Raw genomic sequence first — 15,155 nt, forward strand, 5'->3', positions numbered from 1 at the left:
CTAAGGTGTCCGACGTCCCTGGTGCCGCCGGTGTGAGGTGCTGCGCACGTCGTTCAACAGGCAGGGCAGCGGTGATCGCCGTTCGTGTTTCCGGCTGGGCGCGCCCTGACATCCGACGGTCAGAGCGTCGGGGAAAACGCCTGTGGCGAATACATCAGATATTTTAAGCGGGCCTTAGCCCCCGGGCATGCGGAAGCCGGAGGGGATGGATCGGCGAGGACGCGCCGGGCGTACCGGCCTCGCGGGTCCCGGCGCGGTGAAGTCCGCCCCGACGCACGCTCGTGCGGCGCGGAGCCGGCCGGAAACGCTCGCCGGGACCTTCGCTCAGTCGTGGTAGGCGTCGCGGATTCTGCTCAGGTGAACCTGCATGGCCTCGGCGGCGCCTTCGGCGTCGCCGGCGTCGATGCGATCCACGATCGTTTCGTGCTCACGGTCGACCTGCGCCCAGAACTCGCGCGGCACGTCCGGGCTGAGGAATCGTGACTGCAGGACCCGGAAGACCGGCTCGGTCATCACGGTCAGCAGGCCGTTGCCGGTCGCCTCGATGATGATTCCGTGGAAGTGCCGGTGCTCGTTGAACTTCACGCTCCGGCCGCGACTGTGCTTCTCGCGCTCCATGGCGGCTCGCAGCGCGTCGACATGTCGTGGCTCGCGGCGCCTCGCCGCGAGCCCGGCGGCGCGGACCTCCAGCATCTCGCGCGCCTCCAGGATGTCCGCCAGGGTCAGGGTGTCCGAGCCCGACATCAGGCCGATGCTGGTCTCGAGGTAGTCGCTGACCTGGTCCGGCTCGACATGGGAGACGAAGGTTCCGCCGGTGGTGCCTCGAACCGTCCTGACGAGACCCTGCGAGGCGAGAACGCGCAGCGCCTCGCGGACGGTGCTCCGGCTCACCCCGAAGTCGCCGCCGAGATCGGCCTCGGGAGGCAGACGATGTCCTGAGGTGAGCGAGCCGTTGAGGATCAGCTCGCGCAACTGGTCGGCGACCTGCTGGTACGCCGGGCGTAGCCGGCTGACCGGTAGCGGGGACGGTGCCGCCGAAGGAGTCGCGCGCGTGGCGTCGTTCTGTCTCGCCGTGGACGGCGTGCTGCCCTGCCCCATGGTTTCGCCTTCTCAACCGATCGTCTGGCGGTCCGTGCCGTCCCGCGGAGGGAGCCGTCGGCGAACGAGCCGGTCCTGTCCGTGGCCGGTCGGCCCCCAACTCTGTGATCATGCCTCTGATCAGGAATACATCAGACATCGACTATACCTGGACCAGGGCAGAGCGGAGCACGCGATCGCACGCCCGGCCAGGGAACATGGGCCGTCATCCAGGCCGCCCCCGGAGAGATGTCGTTGCGGGCGGAACGACACTGCTTGACCCTCAAACAGTCTGACCTTTAGTCGCGGCTCGCCGGGGTCGAGTGACACCGCCTCGGCCGGTGGTGGCCGAGGCATCCGTGCCCATGCGTGTGTGATCAGCGCGGTCGACGAGAACGGCATCGAGCGGGCCAAGCAGGCGGGCGTCATCGTCATCGCGGTCGACATCCCGGCCAAGGGCGCCGACGCCGTCATCATGACCGACGCCGTGCAGGCGGGCGAGCGGTCCTGCGACTACCTGTTCAAGGAGATGGGCGGCAAGGGCAACGTCCTGCTCGTCGACGGCACGCCGATCCAGACGATCCGTGACCGGATCACCGGCTGTGACAACGCTCTGAAGAACTACCCGAACATCAAGGTCGTCGGCCAGCAGGCCTCCAAGAACGACAGGGCCTCGGGACTGGCCGTCACGACGGACATGCTCACCGCCTCCCCGGACGTGCATGGCATCTTCGGCATGAACGACCCGTCCGCGCTGGGTGCGGTCCTGGCGGTCGAGCAGGCCGGCAAGTCGAAGCAGGTGAAGGTCACCGGCGTGGACGGCAGCCCCGAGGGCGTGGCCGATTCGAGGCGGTCGCCCTTGATGAGACGATCTTCCCGGGACCGGCTTCCAAGACCGTGGAGTTCCATTCCGAGCTGTCCCGGGCGATGATCTGGTGGACGGCGGCACCCTCCGGAGCCTTCCAGATCGTCCAGCGGCGCCAGTCCGGCTGGGTCAACTGGGGGACGAACGGCGAGAACGAATGCCCGGAACTCCCGGTGGGCGTCGAGATCAAGACCGCGTACGGCATGTTCAAGGACTCCTGGAGAGACGTGGCCGACCAGCTCGCAACCCCTCCCACCGTGACGGACCGGCCGGGATCGGCGGCCCACGCACCGGACGGCACGCCGTGATCAGCGTCATCGGCGAGTCGGTCGTCGACATGGTCGCGGAGGACGACGGCCGAACCTACACCGCGCATCCGGGGGGCAGCCCGCTCAACGTCGCGGTCGGCCTGGCCCGCCTGGGCGATCCCACCGCGTTCGTCGCCCGCCTCTCGTCGGGGGTGCTGGGCCAGACGCTGCGCGCGCACGCCGCGGCGAACGGGGTGGACCTGCGCTGGGCGGTTCCGGCCAGCGAGCCGGCCACCCTCGCCATCGTCTCCGTCGACGAGGCGGGTCAGGCCGCCTACGACTTCCACGTCGAGGGCACCGCCGACTGGCAGTGGCGGGACGGCGAGCCGCACCTGCCGGCGGAGACCCAGGTGATCCACGCCGGGTCCGTGGCCGCCTGGCGGCCGCCCGGCGGTGACCGGATCGCCGACGCCGTCGCGCGGGCGAGAGCCGAAGGCCACGTACTGATCAGCTACGACCCGAACATCCGGCCCGCCCTGCTCGACGACCCTGCCGCCGCGCGCCCGCTCATCGAGCGGTACGTGGCCCTCGCCCACGTGGTCAAGGTGAGCGAGGAGGACCTGCGCTGGCTCTACCCGGAGCGGCAGGCGAGCGAGGTGGCCGAGGGATGGCTGGCCCTGGGCCCCGACCTGGCGGTGGTCACCTACGGCGGCGAGGGCTGCCTGGGGCTGACCCGAGGCGGCCACGCGCTCCGGCGACCGGCGATCCCGGTCCAGGTGGTGGACACCGTCGGTGCCGGAGACGCTTTCACCGCCGGTCTGCTCGACGGGCTGCTGCGGGGCGGTCGCGCCACCCCGGCCCTGATCGGCGAGCTGTCCGAGGCGGAACTGACCGGAGTCCTCGACCAGGCGGTCATGGTGGCGGGCCTCACCTGCGAACGCGCGGGAGCGAACCCGCCCACCCGCGCCGAACTACGGGCCGCCCAGGACCCGGACCGTCGGTACCGACGCACGGCAAATAGGTAGCGCGGGCGGTGGGGGCCGATCGGTGGCCGAAAACAGGTCCGGCCGGACGCGGCCCGTCGCCCCGGTCGCCATGAGGCTCCGAGCGCGGGACGCGTCCGCCGGATCCTCAGCGGAGAGCCTTCTCCAACTGCGCCTTGCTCATGGTCGAGCGGCCCTTGATGTTGCGGCGCTTGGCCTCCGCGTAGAGCTGCTCCTTGGTGCGGCCACCGGCTCCGGAGCGTGAGCGCAGTCCGCCGCGCCGGGACGAGGAGATGTCCTGGGTCGAGGTGCGGCTCGCGGTGCGGGACTCCCCGGCGCGGGCGCGTTCCTTGTTGACCGTACGGGCCGCGATCTCCTCGGCCCGGCTCTCCTTCTCCCCGCGCCGTCGCGCGCTCTCCTTGATGTGCCTGTACTGCCGCTCACGCTTGGAACTGGAACCACGCGGCATGGCGATCACCTCTTCGCATCGTTCACTTCTGCCTTACCACTCCGCTACCCGCGCCGTCCCGCCTGACACCGGCATCACCGCCGTCCCAGACCGACTCTTGACGATGCCCATGCCGGGACCATCCCCGTGCACGTGGGGACGGTCCCGCGAAGAGCGATGTCGTGTTCCGGGCTCACGGCGGGGCGACCGTCGGTTCGAACTGTCGGTGAGGCGTCGTAAGGTGAGGCGGTTCGCTGGGTTTTCCTACGAAGGGGGCGGTGTCGGTGAGTGACGGGCTGACGTTGATGGCGGTTCATGCTCATCCCGATGACGAGGTGATCGGGACCGGCGGGATCCTCGCCAGATACGCGGACGAGGGCATCCGCACCGTCCTGGTCACCTGCACGAACGGCGAGCAGGGCGACGCGCCCGGCGGGGCGAAGCCTGGGGAGCCCGGCCATGACGAGGCGGCGGTGAGCGCGCTGCGGCTGGAGGAGCTCCGCGCCTCGGCGGCCCACCTTGGGATCTCCCACCTGGAGTTGCTCGGCTACCGAGACTCGGGCATGGTCGGCTGGGCCGGGAACGAGGCCGAGGACGCCTTCGCCAACGCGCCGTTCGAGCAGGCCGTGGGCCGGCTCGTCGCGCTGATGGAGCGCTACCGCCCGCAGGTCGTCGTCACCTATGACGAGAACGGCGGCTACGGCCATCCCGACCACATCCAGGCTCACCGGATCGCGGTCGCCGCGACCGAGGCCAGCGGGATTCCCGGCAAGCTCTACTACACGGCGGTGCCCCGCGAGCGGATCGCCGAGATGTTCGCCTATCTCCGCTCGACCGGTGCCGCCCCCGAGGACCTGGAGCTTCCCGACGACTTCGGCGTCCCCGAGGAGCAGATCACCGCCGTGGTCGACGTGGCGGACCAGGTGGAGCGCAAGCGCAAGGCGCTGGAGGCGCACGCGAGCCAGGGCGAGAACATCTTCCTGCTGCGCATGCCCGCCGAGGCCCAGCACCGGGCGTTCGCGCAGGAGTCCTTCATCCGCCGGCTCAACCGCGTCCCGGCCGCAGCCGACCGTGAGGACGATCTCTTCGACGGTCTCCGTTAGCGCGCCGGCCGGAAACGTTCACCCGGTCGAGTGACCCTCGATCTCCAGCCGCGGGCCTGGCCGGAGCGACTGTCGCGGAACCGGCGAGGATTCGGGGTCTCCGCCAGCCACGCTCCGGTACCGAAGTCGAGAAAAGCCTGGTTCGCCACTGGTCATCAGCTTTACGATCTTTTCGCTGGTGAGCAACCGTGGAAACCCAGGGGAGTAAACGGTTATGCGGGATCGACGGCTCCTCGTGCTGGCCGCCTCGGCGGTCGCGATCGTCGCCTTCGGCGTGTACGGGGTGATGGCGGCACCGGGGGCCGTGGTGGCCTCGCCGTCGCCGCGGTCCACGCCCACCGAGGAGCCGCGGCCCGACCCGAGGCTGACCCTGTCCGATCCGGCACCGGTCACACCGACCCCGGTCACACCGACCCCGCAGGACGGTCCCGCGCAGGCCGGGGCGAGATACCTCACCGCCTGGCAGGCCGGTGATCTCGCCGCCATGGCGGACCTGGTCGCCGACCCCCCGGCCGACTTCGCCGACCGGCACCGCAGGTTCGACGCCGACCTGCGGGCCTCGTTGTCCTCCCTCGCCCCCGGCGAGCTGCACCGCGAAAGCGAGGCGGCCGAGTTGTCCTTCACCGGGGTGAGGGAGGTCGCGGGGCTGGGCCGCTGGCCGTTCACCTCGGTCCTGCGCCTGGTGATGCGGGCGGACACCTGGAAGGTGCTCTGGAGTCCGGAGACGATGCACCCGGCGCTCAAGGACGGCGGGCGCCTGGTGCTGAAGGAGACGGAGGTCCGGCGCCCGGCCACGCTGACCCGCGAGGGGGTGCCGTTCCCCCGCGACAGCAGGGCGGGCGACTACTTCACCGGGCTGGGCGACACGGTCCTCGACGTGAAGCTGGAGGAGGAGAGCTCCGGCCGGGTGCTGCTGGCCTCTCCGCCCCGGCCGCCCTCGGGGAGGAAGACCACGATCTCCCAGCCGGTCCAGGCCGCCGCCGCCCGCGCCCTGGACGGTGTCGGGCAGCCCGCCGCGATCGTGGCGGTGGACATCAAGACGGGCCAGGTGCGCGCGGTGGCGGACGGGCTGGGCCGCATGGAGGCGTTCAACGGCCTCTACCCGCCGGGCTCGACGTTCAAGGTGGTGACCGCGGCCGCGCTGCTGCACAACGGCATGACTCCGGAGTCGCAGGTGGCCTGCCCGGCGGGCTACACGATTCCGAACGGCCGGAGTTTCACCGACTCCGACGGTGTCGACCACGGCACCGTGAGCCTCACCACGGCCTTCGCGCTCTCCTGCAACACCACCTTCGCCCAGCAGGCGTACGAGCGGCTACGCGACGACCGGTTGCGTGCCGAGGCGGCGGACCGGTTCGGGTTCCGGGAGAAGCCGGGGCTGAGCTCCTGCCGGATCCAGCCGTACGAGAGCGCGGATCAGCTGGGTTCCGACGCCATCGGCCAGAACTCGGTGCAGGCCAGCCCGCTCTGCATGGCCGAGGTCGCCGCCGCGGTCGCGAGCGGCGTGTGGAGACCCGCGATCACGACCGCCGAGCCACCCGCGGACTCGCCGCCGCCGGTGCCGCTGGGCGATGAGGTGGCCTCGGGCCTGCGGACGATGATGGGCGCCGTGGTCGGCCGGGGTACGGCCGCCGGGGCGGGCCTCCCGCCGGACACCGCCGGCAAGACCGGTACCGCCGAGGTCGAGAACGGAGAGGACCACGCCTGGTTCATCGGCTACCGGGGCTCCCTGGCCTTCGCGGTGTTCGTCCGGCACGGCGGCGCCGGGGGCGCGATCGCGGCGCCGATCGCCGCGAGGTTCCTGAACGCCCTCTGACGACAGAGGCGGCAACCGGCCATGGGCGGAGAACGGGCTAACGTACGGAGGGTGTATGTGAAGATCTGCGGGCTGCGCGAGCCCGGACATGTGGCGGCCGCCGTCGAGGCGGGCGCCGACGCCATCGGATTCGTTCTCACCAGGAGCTCGCGGCGGGTCACCCCGGCGCGGGCGCGCGAGCTGGCCTCGGCGGTCCCCCCGCACGTGCTGACCGTGGCGGTGTTCGCCGGCGAGCCCACCGAGGAGGTCAGGGCGGCCACCCTGGAGTCAGGGGTGCGCGCCGTCCAGCTGCACGGCGAGCACCCGCACGCGGACTTCACCGCGCTGAAGGACCTCGGCGTCACGCTGGTCCGCGCCGGGGCCGCGAGCACCGACCTGCGCTGCGGTGCCCTCGATGAGGACCTGCTCATCGTGGACGCGCCCAGGCCGGGCTCGGGGGAGCCGTGGGACTGGGCGGCCGTGCGCGGGCGCCCGGAGGGCCGCTGGCTGCTGGCGGGGGGCCTGACCCCGTCGAACGTGGCCGAGGCGATCATCGCGGCCCGACCCTGGGGAGTCGACGTGTCGAGCGGCGTGGAGGTCGCGCCCGGGGTCAAGGACTCCGGGCTCATCAGGGATTTCATCACCGCCGCGCGCGCGGGGTAGAGCCGCCGTCATTCTTGTTGGTCGTTTAGGTTGTCCGTTATGACGACTTATGAAGACATGTCCACGCGTGCCACTCTTGAGGAGTTGCTCCGCAGGATCGGGGAGGGCGACCCGGAGGCAGTGGCCGCGCTGTACGCGGAGGAGGTCGACTGGCAACTGGACTGGCCCGCCGACGAGCACGGCGGGGCGATCCCGTGGATCCGGTACAGGTCCGTGCGTGCCGAGGTCGCCGAGCATTTCCGGGAGATCGCGGTCGGCCATGTGCCGGAACTGGCCTCGGTGGAGGTCACGAAGATCCTGGTCGACGGGGCGGACGCGGTGGTCATGGGCACGATCGTGAACACGGCGAGGTCCACGGGCAAGGGCTACCGAGCCCGTTTCGCGCTGCACGTCACCGTGGAGAACGGGCTGGTCACCCGGCACCACGTCTACGAGGACAGCCTCTCGGTCGCCCGGGCCTTCGCGGACTAGGGCGGGTCCCGTGGATCTATGACGCTGGGGCCGCACTTGTAGATATCCATCCAGTACCTGCCCTGAGTGATCGAGAACCTCACGGCAACCGAGGTCGAAACCGCCCTCGACCGCGCTGTGAACTCACTGACGGCCATGGTCGTGGGCGGCGCACTCGTCAACCGCCCGTCCGACGCGGCGGGCGAACGTCCGATGGGGGACACGATCCAGGTGCCTCCCGCTGACCTTCGATCGCGTTCGAGGAGACGCGCACGGGCGAGGAAATGGGATGCCGGCGGTCGGAGGCGCTTGCTACCGTCGGCATCATGCCCAGTCCGGAACCCAGGAGCAACCGGTCGGTCACCTGGCGCCGCCTCACCGAGCAGGACTTCCCGCTGCTGCGCGAGTGGCTGCAGCAGCCGCACGTGGCCCGCTGGTGGCACCACGAGACATCTCCTGAGGCGGTGGCCCGCGACTTCGGCCCCGCCGCCAGGGGAGAGGAGCCGTCCGAAGACCTGCTGGTCTTTCTCGACGGACGGCCGCTCGGCCTGGTCCAGCGGTCGAGGTACGCAGACTACCCCGAGTACATCGCCGAGCTGACAGCCATCGTCGCCGTCCCCGAGGGGGCGATGAGCATCGACTACCTGATCGGCGATCCGGCGCAGGTCGGGCGCGGCCTCGGGACGCTGATGATCCGGACGGTCATCGAGCGGACCTGGGCGGAGTTCCCGGCCGCCTCCTGCGTCCTGGTCCCGGTGTCGGCGGCCAACCGCGCGTCCTGGCGGGCGCTGGAGAAGGCCGGGCTGCGCCGGGTGGCCGAGGGTGAGCTGGAACCGGACAACCCGATCGACGACCGTGCCCACTACGTCTACCGGATCGACCGGTAGACCCCGGACTCGGGCGTGGGTGACCCGCACCCCTCCCAGTTCCCTCGTGTCCTCCACACGCACATGAGATCAACCGGTCTGGTGCCAACCTTTCCGGGCGCGGGCGGGTATCAAGGAACGTGCAGGCTCTCATACGCGCGCTGATCACCGGCGGCCGGTGCGCTGTCCCCTTGTTCCTCGACCCCGGCGCCCGCGACGCCGGACGGCCACGCTTCTTCCCGCCGACAGCCCTAGAACTTGGTAGTGGCATCGGTGATGGCGACCTTTCTGATCTGGTCAGCGGTCATGCCCCGAACCGTGCGGAGGTCCGCGCCTGCCAGTTTCGCGCCAGTCAGGTCCGCGCCAGTCAGGTTTGCAACCGTGAGGTCTGCGTTCCCCAGGTCCGCGCTCCTCAAGTCCGCGCCGCTCAGATCCACGTTGGCCAACCTCGCGCCCGTCAGGTTCGCGCGGCTCAGGTCCGCGAACAACAGGTCCGCGCCGCTCAGGTCCGCGCCGCTCAGCACCGCACCCAGCAGCTTCGCGTACGTCAGGTCCGCATCCCGCAAGTTCGCGTCCGTCAGGTTCACTTCCCCCAAAAACGTGAACGGCAGCTGCGCGCGCGACAGGCCGGCGCCCGACAGGTTCGCTCCCTGTAGGACCGCGTGTGCCAGCTGCGCCTGCTCCAGGTCCGCGTTTATCAGGTACGCGCCCTCCAGATCTGCTTGGTTAAAGTAAACGAAGCGAAGGTCTAATTTGTCCGACTTATCGGGCTCGCCGATAACGGCGGTTTTCAATGAAGCGCCAAGTTCGAGGGCAGCTCGCACATCTGTGGGTACCGGCAGTCTTTCGGGACTGAGCCAGAAGGCGTCTTCACGGTTCAGCACTTCACATGGCCGCTTTCCGATCTTCTGTTTACAGAAGTCCCGGTTACGAGCGAAGGCGGCCATCACGTTCTTGATCGTGGAGGCGTCCTTTGGGGAGTCCACGGCGATGCGGTTCAGGGCGTAGAGGCCGCCAAGGCGCACCTCGATGGTCTTGGAAGCGAGCTGTTCGACGGCCTTGGTGTAGCGGTCGGTGATCTGCGTTTCGCGCGTGGCGTTCAGGGTCTCCTGGCTAGTCTCCCATGTTCGCCCGGTGTAGATAAGGCCGCCGGCGGTGAACAGGACACTCAAGACAACGCCCAGCGACGTGACCATTTGCCAAGGTCGCTGGCGGTGGGCGTCATGAAGCTCTTGGCGGTCCTTGACCGGCAGTTCATCGAGTTCGGCTCGCGAAGGCGGAGTGACGAGAGGTTTCCGGGTGAACCACCTTCGTCTCGACCGCGGTGGTTCTGCTGGCGTCTCGTCGACGACTGGAGGTGGCGAAGGTGGCTCTGGATCCGCCTGCGGAGGACGGCGGAGGTTGCGGAAGGTCCTGGTCATGCGCCGGGGGGCGTCAGAAGGTCTTGACGGGATAGGGGCGTCCGGCGGGGTTGCCTTGTCTGCCGGGCCTTCAGCGGGGGGCATGATCGGACAGTACGCGCGGAATGGCGCTACGTCACGGGGATGCGCAGCGTGCTCCCTTTGGGGGCGACCGGGATGCGTACAGGTGCCGCAGCCTGCTTGGGCCGGGCGCTGGAGTGCACTGTGGCGGAACTGGTGCAGGGTCCAGCCCTCCTGGTCTACCAGGTTGTCTCTCTGTTGACCGTCGCCTTGGCCTCGATTTCTGCGCGCACCTTGCCGCGTATTCCGGTCATCTTCGCCCCCTTCAGGCTGGCCCCGTCGAGTTCGACTTGGCTCAGATTGGCTTGGGAGAAGTTGGCCTTGTTGGCCTTGACTCCGCGCAAACTGGCCGAGCTTAGATCCGCCTCGGTCAGATTCGCCTCTTCGAGGTTTGCCTGGTTGAGGAGCGTGGAGATCAGCGAGGAATGCCTCAGGTCGGCCCCGCCTAGATCAGTTCCGCGTAGATCGGCTCGGCTGAGATCCACTCCCACTAGATAGGCGCCTCTCAGATCGACCTGGCGAAGGTCAGCGCCATGGAAATTGATGTCGAGGGTAACGTCTGCAGCCTGGTCATAGTCGAGGCCATTCTGTTTGTATCTCTCCTCCTCGTCCGTCGAGCGGATCCCGCGGAGCGCGTTCAGCGCGGCGAGCAGATCGGCTCCCGGCCGGGTCACGGCCGAGGGCAAGGCTGCGGCTGAGGGCGAGGATGTTGTTCTTACTCCGCTCCAGTCAGTGATGAAGCTGGTCACGACAGTCTCGATGCGAGAGGTGTCCCGGGGCGAGTCTGCGGCGAGTCGTTCCAATGCATACAGCGCGCCAACCCGCTGCTGGGCCGACGGCGAGCCGAGTTGGTCAATCGCTCGGCTATAACGGTCGGTGATCTGGGCGTCTTTGGTCGCTTCTAGAGTGCGCGAAGTGTAGATCAAACCGCTCCCCGTCAGGATTAGACCTACGATGACACCAATCGAAGTAACGGCCCCAAGTATTGTTTGCCGCTGGCTCGTCAGCAGTTCGATGCGCTCTTTGGGGGTCAGCGCCGCCTCCACCTCTCCAGGAGTTGGCGCCGTGATAATCGCAGAGCGTCGCCAGTGCATGAACTTGCCGCGCCCCAGCGCAATGGCCAGTCCCAGCATAGCGAGGCCAGCTATCACGGCCGACTCCGGCCCTTGACTCCTCAGGCTAGGCAAGGAGTCGAGGATGAGTGCCGAAATGCTGTGCCCCTGAGAACTTGCCCATCCCTCCAGCGCAATGACCATGAAAGCCGCGGTCCGGATTGTGCGACGCACCCGCAGTCGCGCATTTCTATTCATATAGATGTAAGCCATGCATACGGCAATGACAACAATTAGTCCATCGCCTCCGTTGCCGCTTCCGTTGAACACCCAGTACAACAGGAGGATTGCCGTCGCGAGCGCGGCGAGAACGTGTCGTAACGGCGGTCGCTGAGAGGTGGGAGCTGGCACCTCTGGAATCGTCCGAGGGGGGCGGCGGAGGTTGCGGAAAGTCCTGGTCGCGCGTCGGGGGACGCCAGAAGGTCGTGACGGGGTGGGGGTGTCCGGCGGGGTTGCGTCGTCTGCCGGGCCTTCAGCGGGGGGCATGATCGGACAGTACGCGCGGAATGTCGTTACGTCACGGGATGCCTACGAGGGCCGGCTACTGGACGCGGATCTCGGAGGAGTCCGCGGCGAGGACCTCGACCTGGTCGCCGCGCTCGACGACGAGCACGGGCACCAGCTCGTCGAGGGCGAGCTCTTCCCGCTCGGCCTCGGTGGGCATGCGGGCCGTGATCCGCATGCCGGACTCCGGAGCGACCTTGACGACCGTGGTGGCGCGGACGAACGAACCGCGGTTGCGCACGGTGTAGATGATGTTGAGGTCACGCAGGACTGAACCGCGCCGGGGTACATCATTCGCCGTAGGAGTGCACCCGCAGGTCGTAGTTGCGGAACGTCTTCGTCTCCCACGCGATACCGGAGACGAGGTTGGCGGCTTCGTTGCACAGGCGCAGCGTGTCCGCCAGCGCCGCCTCCTGGGCGGGCGTGGGGAACAGCCGGACCTGCACAACGAATTTCACGCTGTGAAATATAGCGTTAACTCGCCAAACGCGCGGCACCGTATGCGATTCCTTCCGGGCGTGAACGCCCGGGGTACCTCGCTAGATATCGCTGAAGTGCTCAACCAGGCGCGAGTAGCTGTCGTCGGCATGGCCCTCTGCGACAGCCTTGGCCACAAGGGCCCGGGTGTAGTCGGGAAACTCATCATTGATGCTTCGCGCTCGGCTCTCCCGGACCAGGTCCTCGGCCGACGGCAGGTGATGCTGGAGCGCCCCGTACTCCGCCGCATGTTCGCCACGATCGACCTCATCGGCGATCGACGGCAAGATTGCCAGTAGCGCGGAGACCGATGCGCCGACATGGTCCAAGAACCGCTTCACCTCGATGTCCTCGCTCGACAGCAGCGCGGCCGCGTGCAGGAATCCGTTGAGCGTTCCCCACATGGTGCCGTGCACGGCCACCCCATGCAAGGTCGGTATGCCGGCATCGGCCGCCTCGATCATTGCCAAAGTCGTCAACCATGTTTACTATATAGACAACCACATTGACGATATTGCCCCGATGTGCGTCCGCCGGGCCCGTCTTCGGCGTGCCCGGAGAATCCAGAGAGAAGGTCCCCATGTCCCACGACGTCTTCGTCACCCACACCGCCGAGAGTGCCCCTGCCGCCGCCCGCGCCACGGTCGAGGGGGTGGAGCGGAAATTCGGCTTCATCCCCGCGCCGGTCGGCCGGATGGCCACCTCCCCGGAGTTGCTCAAGGGGTTCCTGACGGCCAGTGCCGTCTTCGAGCAGACCACCCTCGCCCCGGTCGAGCGTGAGATCGTCATCCTGACGGTCGCCACCCGCAACGGCTGCCACGTCTGCGTGGCGATGCACACCGCCACGCTGGTCAGGCTGGCGGCCCCGGCCGAGATCATCGAGGGGCTGCGGGCGCAGAAGCCCCTTCCGGACAACCGCTCGGAGGCGCTGCGGTCGTTCACCCTCGCGGTGATGGACCACTGCGGCGCGGTCGGCGACGAGGAGACGCGGGCGTTCCTCGGCGCCGGCTACACGCCGCAGAACGCCCTTGAGGTCGTCCTCGGTGTCGGTGCCTACACGATCTCCACGTTCGCCAACCGGCTGATCGACGCCCCCCTCGACCCGCCGTTCCAGGCCTACGCCTGGGACGGCGACGGCAGGTAGGTGTCCGCCCGTTCGTCAGGGCCGCAGTGCGGCCAGTTGCTGCTCGAACGGGATCACGGCCTCGACCTGCCGGGCGGCGGCGGGCCGGTGCGACATCAGGCCGGCCAGTTCGCCGGCCGCACGGGCGACGCGGGAGGCGAGGTCGTCGGCGCGGCTGTCCCCGCCGGTGCCCCAGTCCTCGGACGCGGCGTAGACGGCGGTCGGTACGACGATCGCGCGCAGGTAGGCGAAGAGCGGGCGCATGGCATGCTCCAGGACGAGCGAGTGGCGTGCCGTCCCCCCGGTCGCCGCGATCAGCACCGGCTTGCCGGTGAGCGCGCTGTTGTCGATCACGTCGAAGAACGACTTGAACAGGCCGCTGTAGGAGGCGGTGAAGATCGGCGTCACCGCGATGAGGCCGTCCGCCTCCGTCACCGCCTCGATCGCCTCGCGCAGCGTGGCGCCGGGGAAGCCGGTCACCAGGTTGGCGGCGATGTCGGTGGCGAGGTCGCGTAGCTCGATCACGCGTACCTCGGCCGGGTGCTCGTCGCCCGACAGCCGTCGTACGGTCGCCTCGGCCAGCCGGTCGGCCAGCAGGCGTGTCGAGGACGGCAGGCCGAGACCGGCCGAGACGACCACGAGCCGGACGGATTCCATTGCTTTTCCTTTCCAGGGGTGGACTCGGATGTCTCAGGTGGCGGGGACGGGCTGCTCGCCCGTCTCGGCCGCGCTGTCGCGCCTGGCGAGCAGGGCCGCGTGGGTGGGGCCGTCCGGCACCTCGGCCGGCCTGCCGGAGGCGAACTCCCTGCGCAGTACCGGGACGACCTCCTCGCCGAGGATGTCGAGCTGCTCCAGCACCGTCTTGAGCGGGAGCCCGGCGTGGTCCATCAGGAACAGCTGACGCTGGTAGTCGCCGAAGGAGTCCCGGAAGGTCAGGGTCTTGTCGATGACCTCCTGCGGGCTGCCCACGGTGAGCGGGGTCTGGTCGGTGAACTCCTCCAGCGAGGGGCCGTGGCCGTACACGGGAGCGTTGTCGAAGTAGGGGCGGAACTCCCGGACCGCGTCCTGGGAGTTCCGCCGCATGAACACCTGCCCGCCCAGGCCGACGATCGCCTGCTCGGGGGTGCCGTGGCCGTAGTGGGCGAAGCGCTCCCGGTACAGCTCGATCAGGCGGATGAAGTGCTCCCTGGGCCAGAAGATGTTGTTGGCGAAGAACCCGTCGCCGTAGTAGGCGGCCTGCTCGGCGATCTCCGGGCTGCGGATCGAGCCGTGCCAGACGAACGGCGGGACGCCGTCCAGCGGGCGGGGGGTCGAGGTGAACGACTGCAGGGGAGTGCGGAATCGGCCCTGCCAGTCGACCACGTCCTTACGCCACAACTGGTGCAGGAGCGCGTAGTTCTCGATGGCCAGCGGGATGCCCTGGCGGATGTCCTGCCCGAACCACGGGTACACCGGCCCGGTGTTGCCGCGGCCCAGCATCAGGTCGACGCGCCCGTCCGCCAGGTGCTGCAGCATCGCGAAGTCCTCGGCGATCTTGACCGGGTCGTTCGTGGTGATCAGGGTGGTGGACGTGGAGAGGATGATCCGCTCGGTCCGCGCGGCGACGTAGCCGAGCATGGTCGTCGGTGAGGAGGGCACGAAGGGCGGGTTGTGGTGCTCGCCGGTCGCGAAGACGTCCAGGCCGACCTCCTCGGCCTTGAGCGCGATGGCCACCATCGCCTTGATCCGCTCGTGCTCGCTCGGCGTCCGGCCCGTGGTGGGGTCCGTGGTGACGTCGCCTACGGTGAAGATCCCGAACTGCATCGTGCTCACCGTCCTCCGTTTCGTTTGAAATTTCAACTACCCTTAACGTCTCAGCGGGAGGGTTATTCCTGCCCGGGCCGGCCTCGGTGACCAGGCGGCCGGACACCGGGAACGGCCGCGGGCATGACGGCCCCGGACAGGCCACCACGACACCCCC

Annotated in this window: 18 protein-coding genes; 9 read left to right on the forward strand and 9 right to left on the reverse strand. The window is 68.8% G+C overall.

The features are described from left to right. Positions 1–324 precede the first annotated feature (324 nt). Complete coding sequence (locus ABZU75_RS08915) at positions 325–1,098, reverse strand: FCD domain-containing protein (protein WP_355551044.1); 774 nt, start codon at positions 1,096–1,098, stop codon at positions 325–327. A gap of 334 nt (positions 1,099–1,432) precedes the next feature. Here ABZU75_RS08915 and ABZU75_RS08920 point away from each other — a divergent pair, with 334 nt between their 5' ends. The 3 genes from ABZU75_RS08920 to ABZU75_RS08930 are packed head-to-tail and all read left to right on the forward strand — an operon-like array spanning position 1,433 to position 3,215. Further along, on the forward strand, positions 1,433–2,008 hold the full coding sequence (locus ABZU75_RS08920; protein ID WP_355551130.1) for a substrate-binding domain-containing protein: 576 nt from the start codon (positions 1,433–1,435) through the stop codon (positions 2,006–2,008). Next, on the forward strand, positions 1,975–2,250 hold the full coding sequence (locus ABZU75_RS08925; protein ID WP_355551046.1) for a hypothetical protein: 276 nt from the start codon (positions 1,975–1,977) through the stop codon (positions 2,248–2,250). The genes ABZU75_RS08920 and ABZU75_RS08925 overlap by 34 nt, the downstream gene beginning before the upstream one ends. Beyond that, on the forward strand, positions 2,247–3,215 hold the full coding sequence (locus ABZU75_RS08930) for a carbohydrate kinase (RefSeq protein WP_355551048.1): 969 nt from the start codon (positions 2,247–2,249) through the stop codon (positions 3,213–3,215). The genes ABZU75_RS08925 and ABZU75_RS08930 overlap by 4 nt, the downstream gene beginning before the upstream one ends. Before the next feature lie 106 nt (positions 3,216–3,321). Here the strand turns inward: ABZU75_RS08930 and ABZU75_RS08935 are convergent, their stop codons facing one another. Beyond that, the gene (locus ABZU75_RS08935; protein ID WP_350958732.1) at positions 3,322–3,642 is read right to left on the reverse strand and encodes a plasmid stabilization protein; all 321 of its coding nucleotides are present in this window, start codon (positions 3,640–3,642) and stop codon (positions 3,322–3,324) included. A gap of 263 nt (positions 3,643–3,905) precedes the next feature. Here ABZU75_RS08935 and ABZU75_RS08940 point away from each other — a divergent pair, with 263 nt between their 5' ends. The 5 genes from ABZU75_RS08940 (at position 3,906) to ABZU75_RS08960 (ending at position 8,519) form a co-directional block, all read left to right on the forward strand. Further along, positions 3,906–4,724, forward strand: coding sequence for a PIG-L family deacetylase (locus tag ABZU75_RS08940; protein ID WP_355551051.1), 819 nt, complete (start codon positions 3,906–3,908; stop codon positions 4,722–4,724). Between the two features lie 214 nt (positions 4,725–4,938). Next, positions 4,939–6,540 carry a penicillin-binding transpeptidase domain-containing protein gene (locus ABZU75_RS08945; protein WP_355551053.1) on the forward strand — a complete coding sequence of 534 codons (1,602 nt, stop codon included), beginning with the start codon at positions 4,939–4,941 and terminating at the stop codon, positions 6,538–6,540. A gap of 51 nt (positions 6,541–6,591) precedes the next feature. Further along, entirely contained in the window at positions 6,592–7,182 is a 591-nt protein-coding gene (locus ABZU75_RS08950) for a phosphoribosylanthranilate isomerase (protein ID WP_355551055.1), read from the forward strand. 39 nt (positions 7,183–7,221) lie between these two features. After that, positions 7,222–7,653, forward strand: a complete 432-nt coding sequence (locus ABZU75_RS08955; protein WP_355551057.1) for a nuclear transport factor 2 family protein — start codon at positions 7,222–7,224, stop codon at positions 7,651–7,653. A gap of 305 nt (positions 7,654–7,958) precedes the next feature. Beyond that, positions 7,959–8,519: a GNAT family N-acetyltransferase gene (locus tag ABZU75_RS08960; RefSeq protein ID WP_355551059.1), complete on the forward strand. Its 561-nt coding sequence runs from the start codon at positions 7,959–7,961 to the stop codon at positions 8,517–8,519. A 230-nt stretch (positions 8,520–8,749) separates the two neighbouring features. Here the strand turns inward: ABZU75_RS08960 and ABZU75_RS08965 are convergent, their stop codons facing one another. The 5 genes from ABZU75_RS08965 to ABZU75_RS08985 form a co-directional block, all read right to left on the reverse strand. Continuing rightward, entirely contained in the window at positions 8,750–9,694 is a 945-nt protein-coding gene (locus tag ABZU75_RS08965; protein ID WP_355551061.1) for a pentapeptide repeat-containing protein, read from the reverse strand. A gap of 464 nt (positions 9,695–10,158) precedes the next feature. Next, a complete protein-coding gene (locus ABZU75_RS08970; protein ID WP_355551132.1) occupies positions 10,159–11,361 on the reverse strand; it encodes a pentapeptide repeat-containing protein in 1,203 nt (400 codons plus the stop codon). A gap of 271 nt (positions 11,362–11,632) precedes the next feature. After that, complete coding sequence (locus ABZU75_RS08975) at positions 11,633–11,836, reverse strand: hypothetical protein (protein ID WP_355551063.1); 204 nt, start codon at positions 11,834–11,836, stop codon at positions 11,633–11,635. 49 nt (positions 11,837–11,885) lie between these two features. After that, a complete protein-coding gene (locus ABZU75_RS08980) occupies positions 11,886–12,053 on the reverse strand; it encodes a hypothetical protein (RefSeq protein ID WP_355551065.1) in 168 nt (55 codons plus the stop codon). A gap of 81 nt (positions 12,054–12,134) precedes the next feature. Beyond that, entirely contained in the window at positions 12,135–12,551 is a 417-nt protein-coding gene (locus ABZU75_RS08985; RefSeq protein WP_355551067.1) for a hypothetical protein, read from the reverse strand. Positions 12,552–12,652: 101 nt separating this feature from the next. Between ABZU75_RS08985 and ABZU75_RS08990 the strand changes: the two genes are divergently transcribed. Next, positions 12,653–13,216 carry a carboxymuconolactone decarboxylase family protein gene (locus tag ABZU75_RS08990; protein WP_355551069.1) on the forward strand — a complete coding sequence of 188 codons (564 nt, stop codon included), beginning with the start codon at positions 12,653–12,655 and terminating at the stop codon, positions 13,214–13,216. A 15-nt stretch (positions 13,217–13,231) separates the two neighbouring features. On the opposite strand, the gene ABZU75_RS08995 is transcribed toward ABZU75_RS08990, so the two are convergent. Further along, positions 13,232–13,852 carry an FMN reductase gene (locus ABZU75_RS08995; protein ID WP_355551071.1) on the reverse strand — a complete coding sequence of 207 codons (621 nt, stop codon included), beginning with the start codon at positions 13,850–13,852 and terminating at the stop codon, positions 13,232–13,234. Positions 13,853–13,885: 33 nt separating this feature from the next. Continuing rightward, positions 13,886–14,998: an LLM class flavin-dependent oxidoreductase gene (locus tag ABZU75_RS09000; RefSeq protein WP_355551134.1), complete on the reverse strand. Its 1,113-nt coding sequence runs from the start codon at positions 14,996–14,998 to the stop codon at positions 13,886–13,888. Between the last annotated feature and the right edge of the window lie 157 nt (positions 14,999–15,155).

This window comes from Streptosporangium sp. NPDC005286 (assembly GCF_040607515.1).
Taxonomy (GTDB): domain Bacteria; phylum Actinomycetota; class Actinomycetes; order Streptosporangiales; family Streptosporangiaceae; genus Streptosporangium.

Bases quoted from the DNA above. Each gene is read 5' to 3' on its own strand.
- ABZU75_RS08915 (WP_355551044.1), bottom strand. From the start codon at position 1,098: ATGGGGCAGGGCAGCACGCCGTCCACGGCGAGACAGAACGACGCCACG.
- ABZU75_RS08935 (WP_350958732.1), bottom strand. From the start codon at position 3,642: ATGCCGCGTGGTTCCAGTTCCAAGCGTGAGCGGCAGTACAGGCACATC.
- ABZU75_RS08945 (WP_355551053.1), top strand. From the start codon at position 4,939: ATGCGGGATCGACGGCTCCTCGTGCTGGCCGCCTCGGCGGTCGCGATC.
- ABZU75_RS08955 (WP_355551057.1), top strand. From the start codon at position 7,222: ATGACGACTTATGAAGACATGTCCACGCGTGCCACTCTTGAGGAGTTG.
- ABZU75_RS08960 (WP_355551059.1), top strand. From the start codon at position 7,959: ATGCCCAGTCCGGAACCCAGGAGCAACCGGTCGGTCACCTGGCGCCGC.
- ABZU75_RS08965 (WP_355551061.1), bottom strand. From the start codon at position 9,694: ATGGTCACGTCGCTGGGCGTTGTCTTGAGTGTCCTGTTCACCGCCGGC.
- ABZU75_RS08990 (WP_355551069.1), top strand. From the start codon at position 12,653: ATGTCCCACGACGTCTTCGTCACCCACACCGCCGAGAGTGCCCCTGCC.
- ABZU75_RS08995 (WP_355551071.1), bottom strand. From the start codon at position 13,852: ATGGAATCCGTCCGGCTCGTGGTCGTCTCGGCCGGTCTCGGCCTGCCG.
- ABZU75_RS09000 (WP_355551134.1), bottom strand. From the start codon at position 14,998: ATGCAGTTCGGGATCTTCACCGTAGGCGACGTCACCACGGACCCCACC.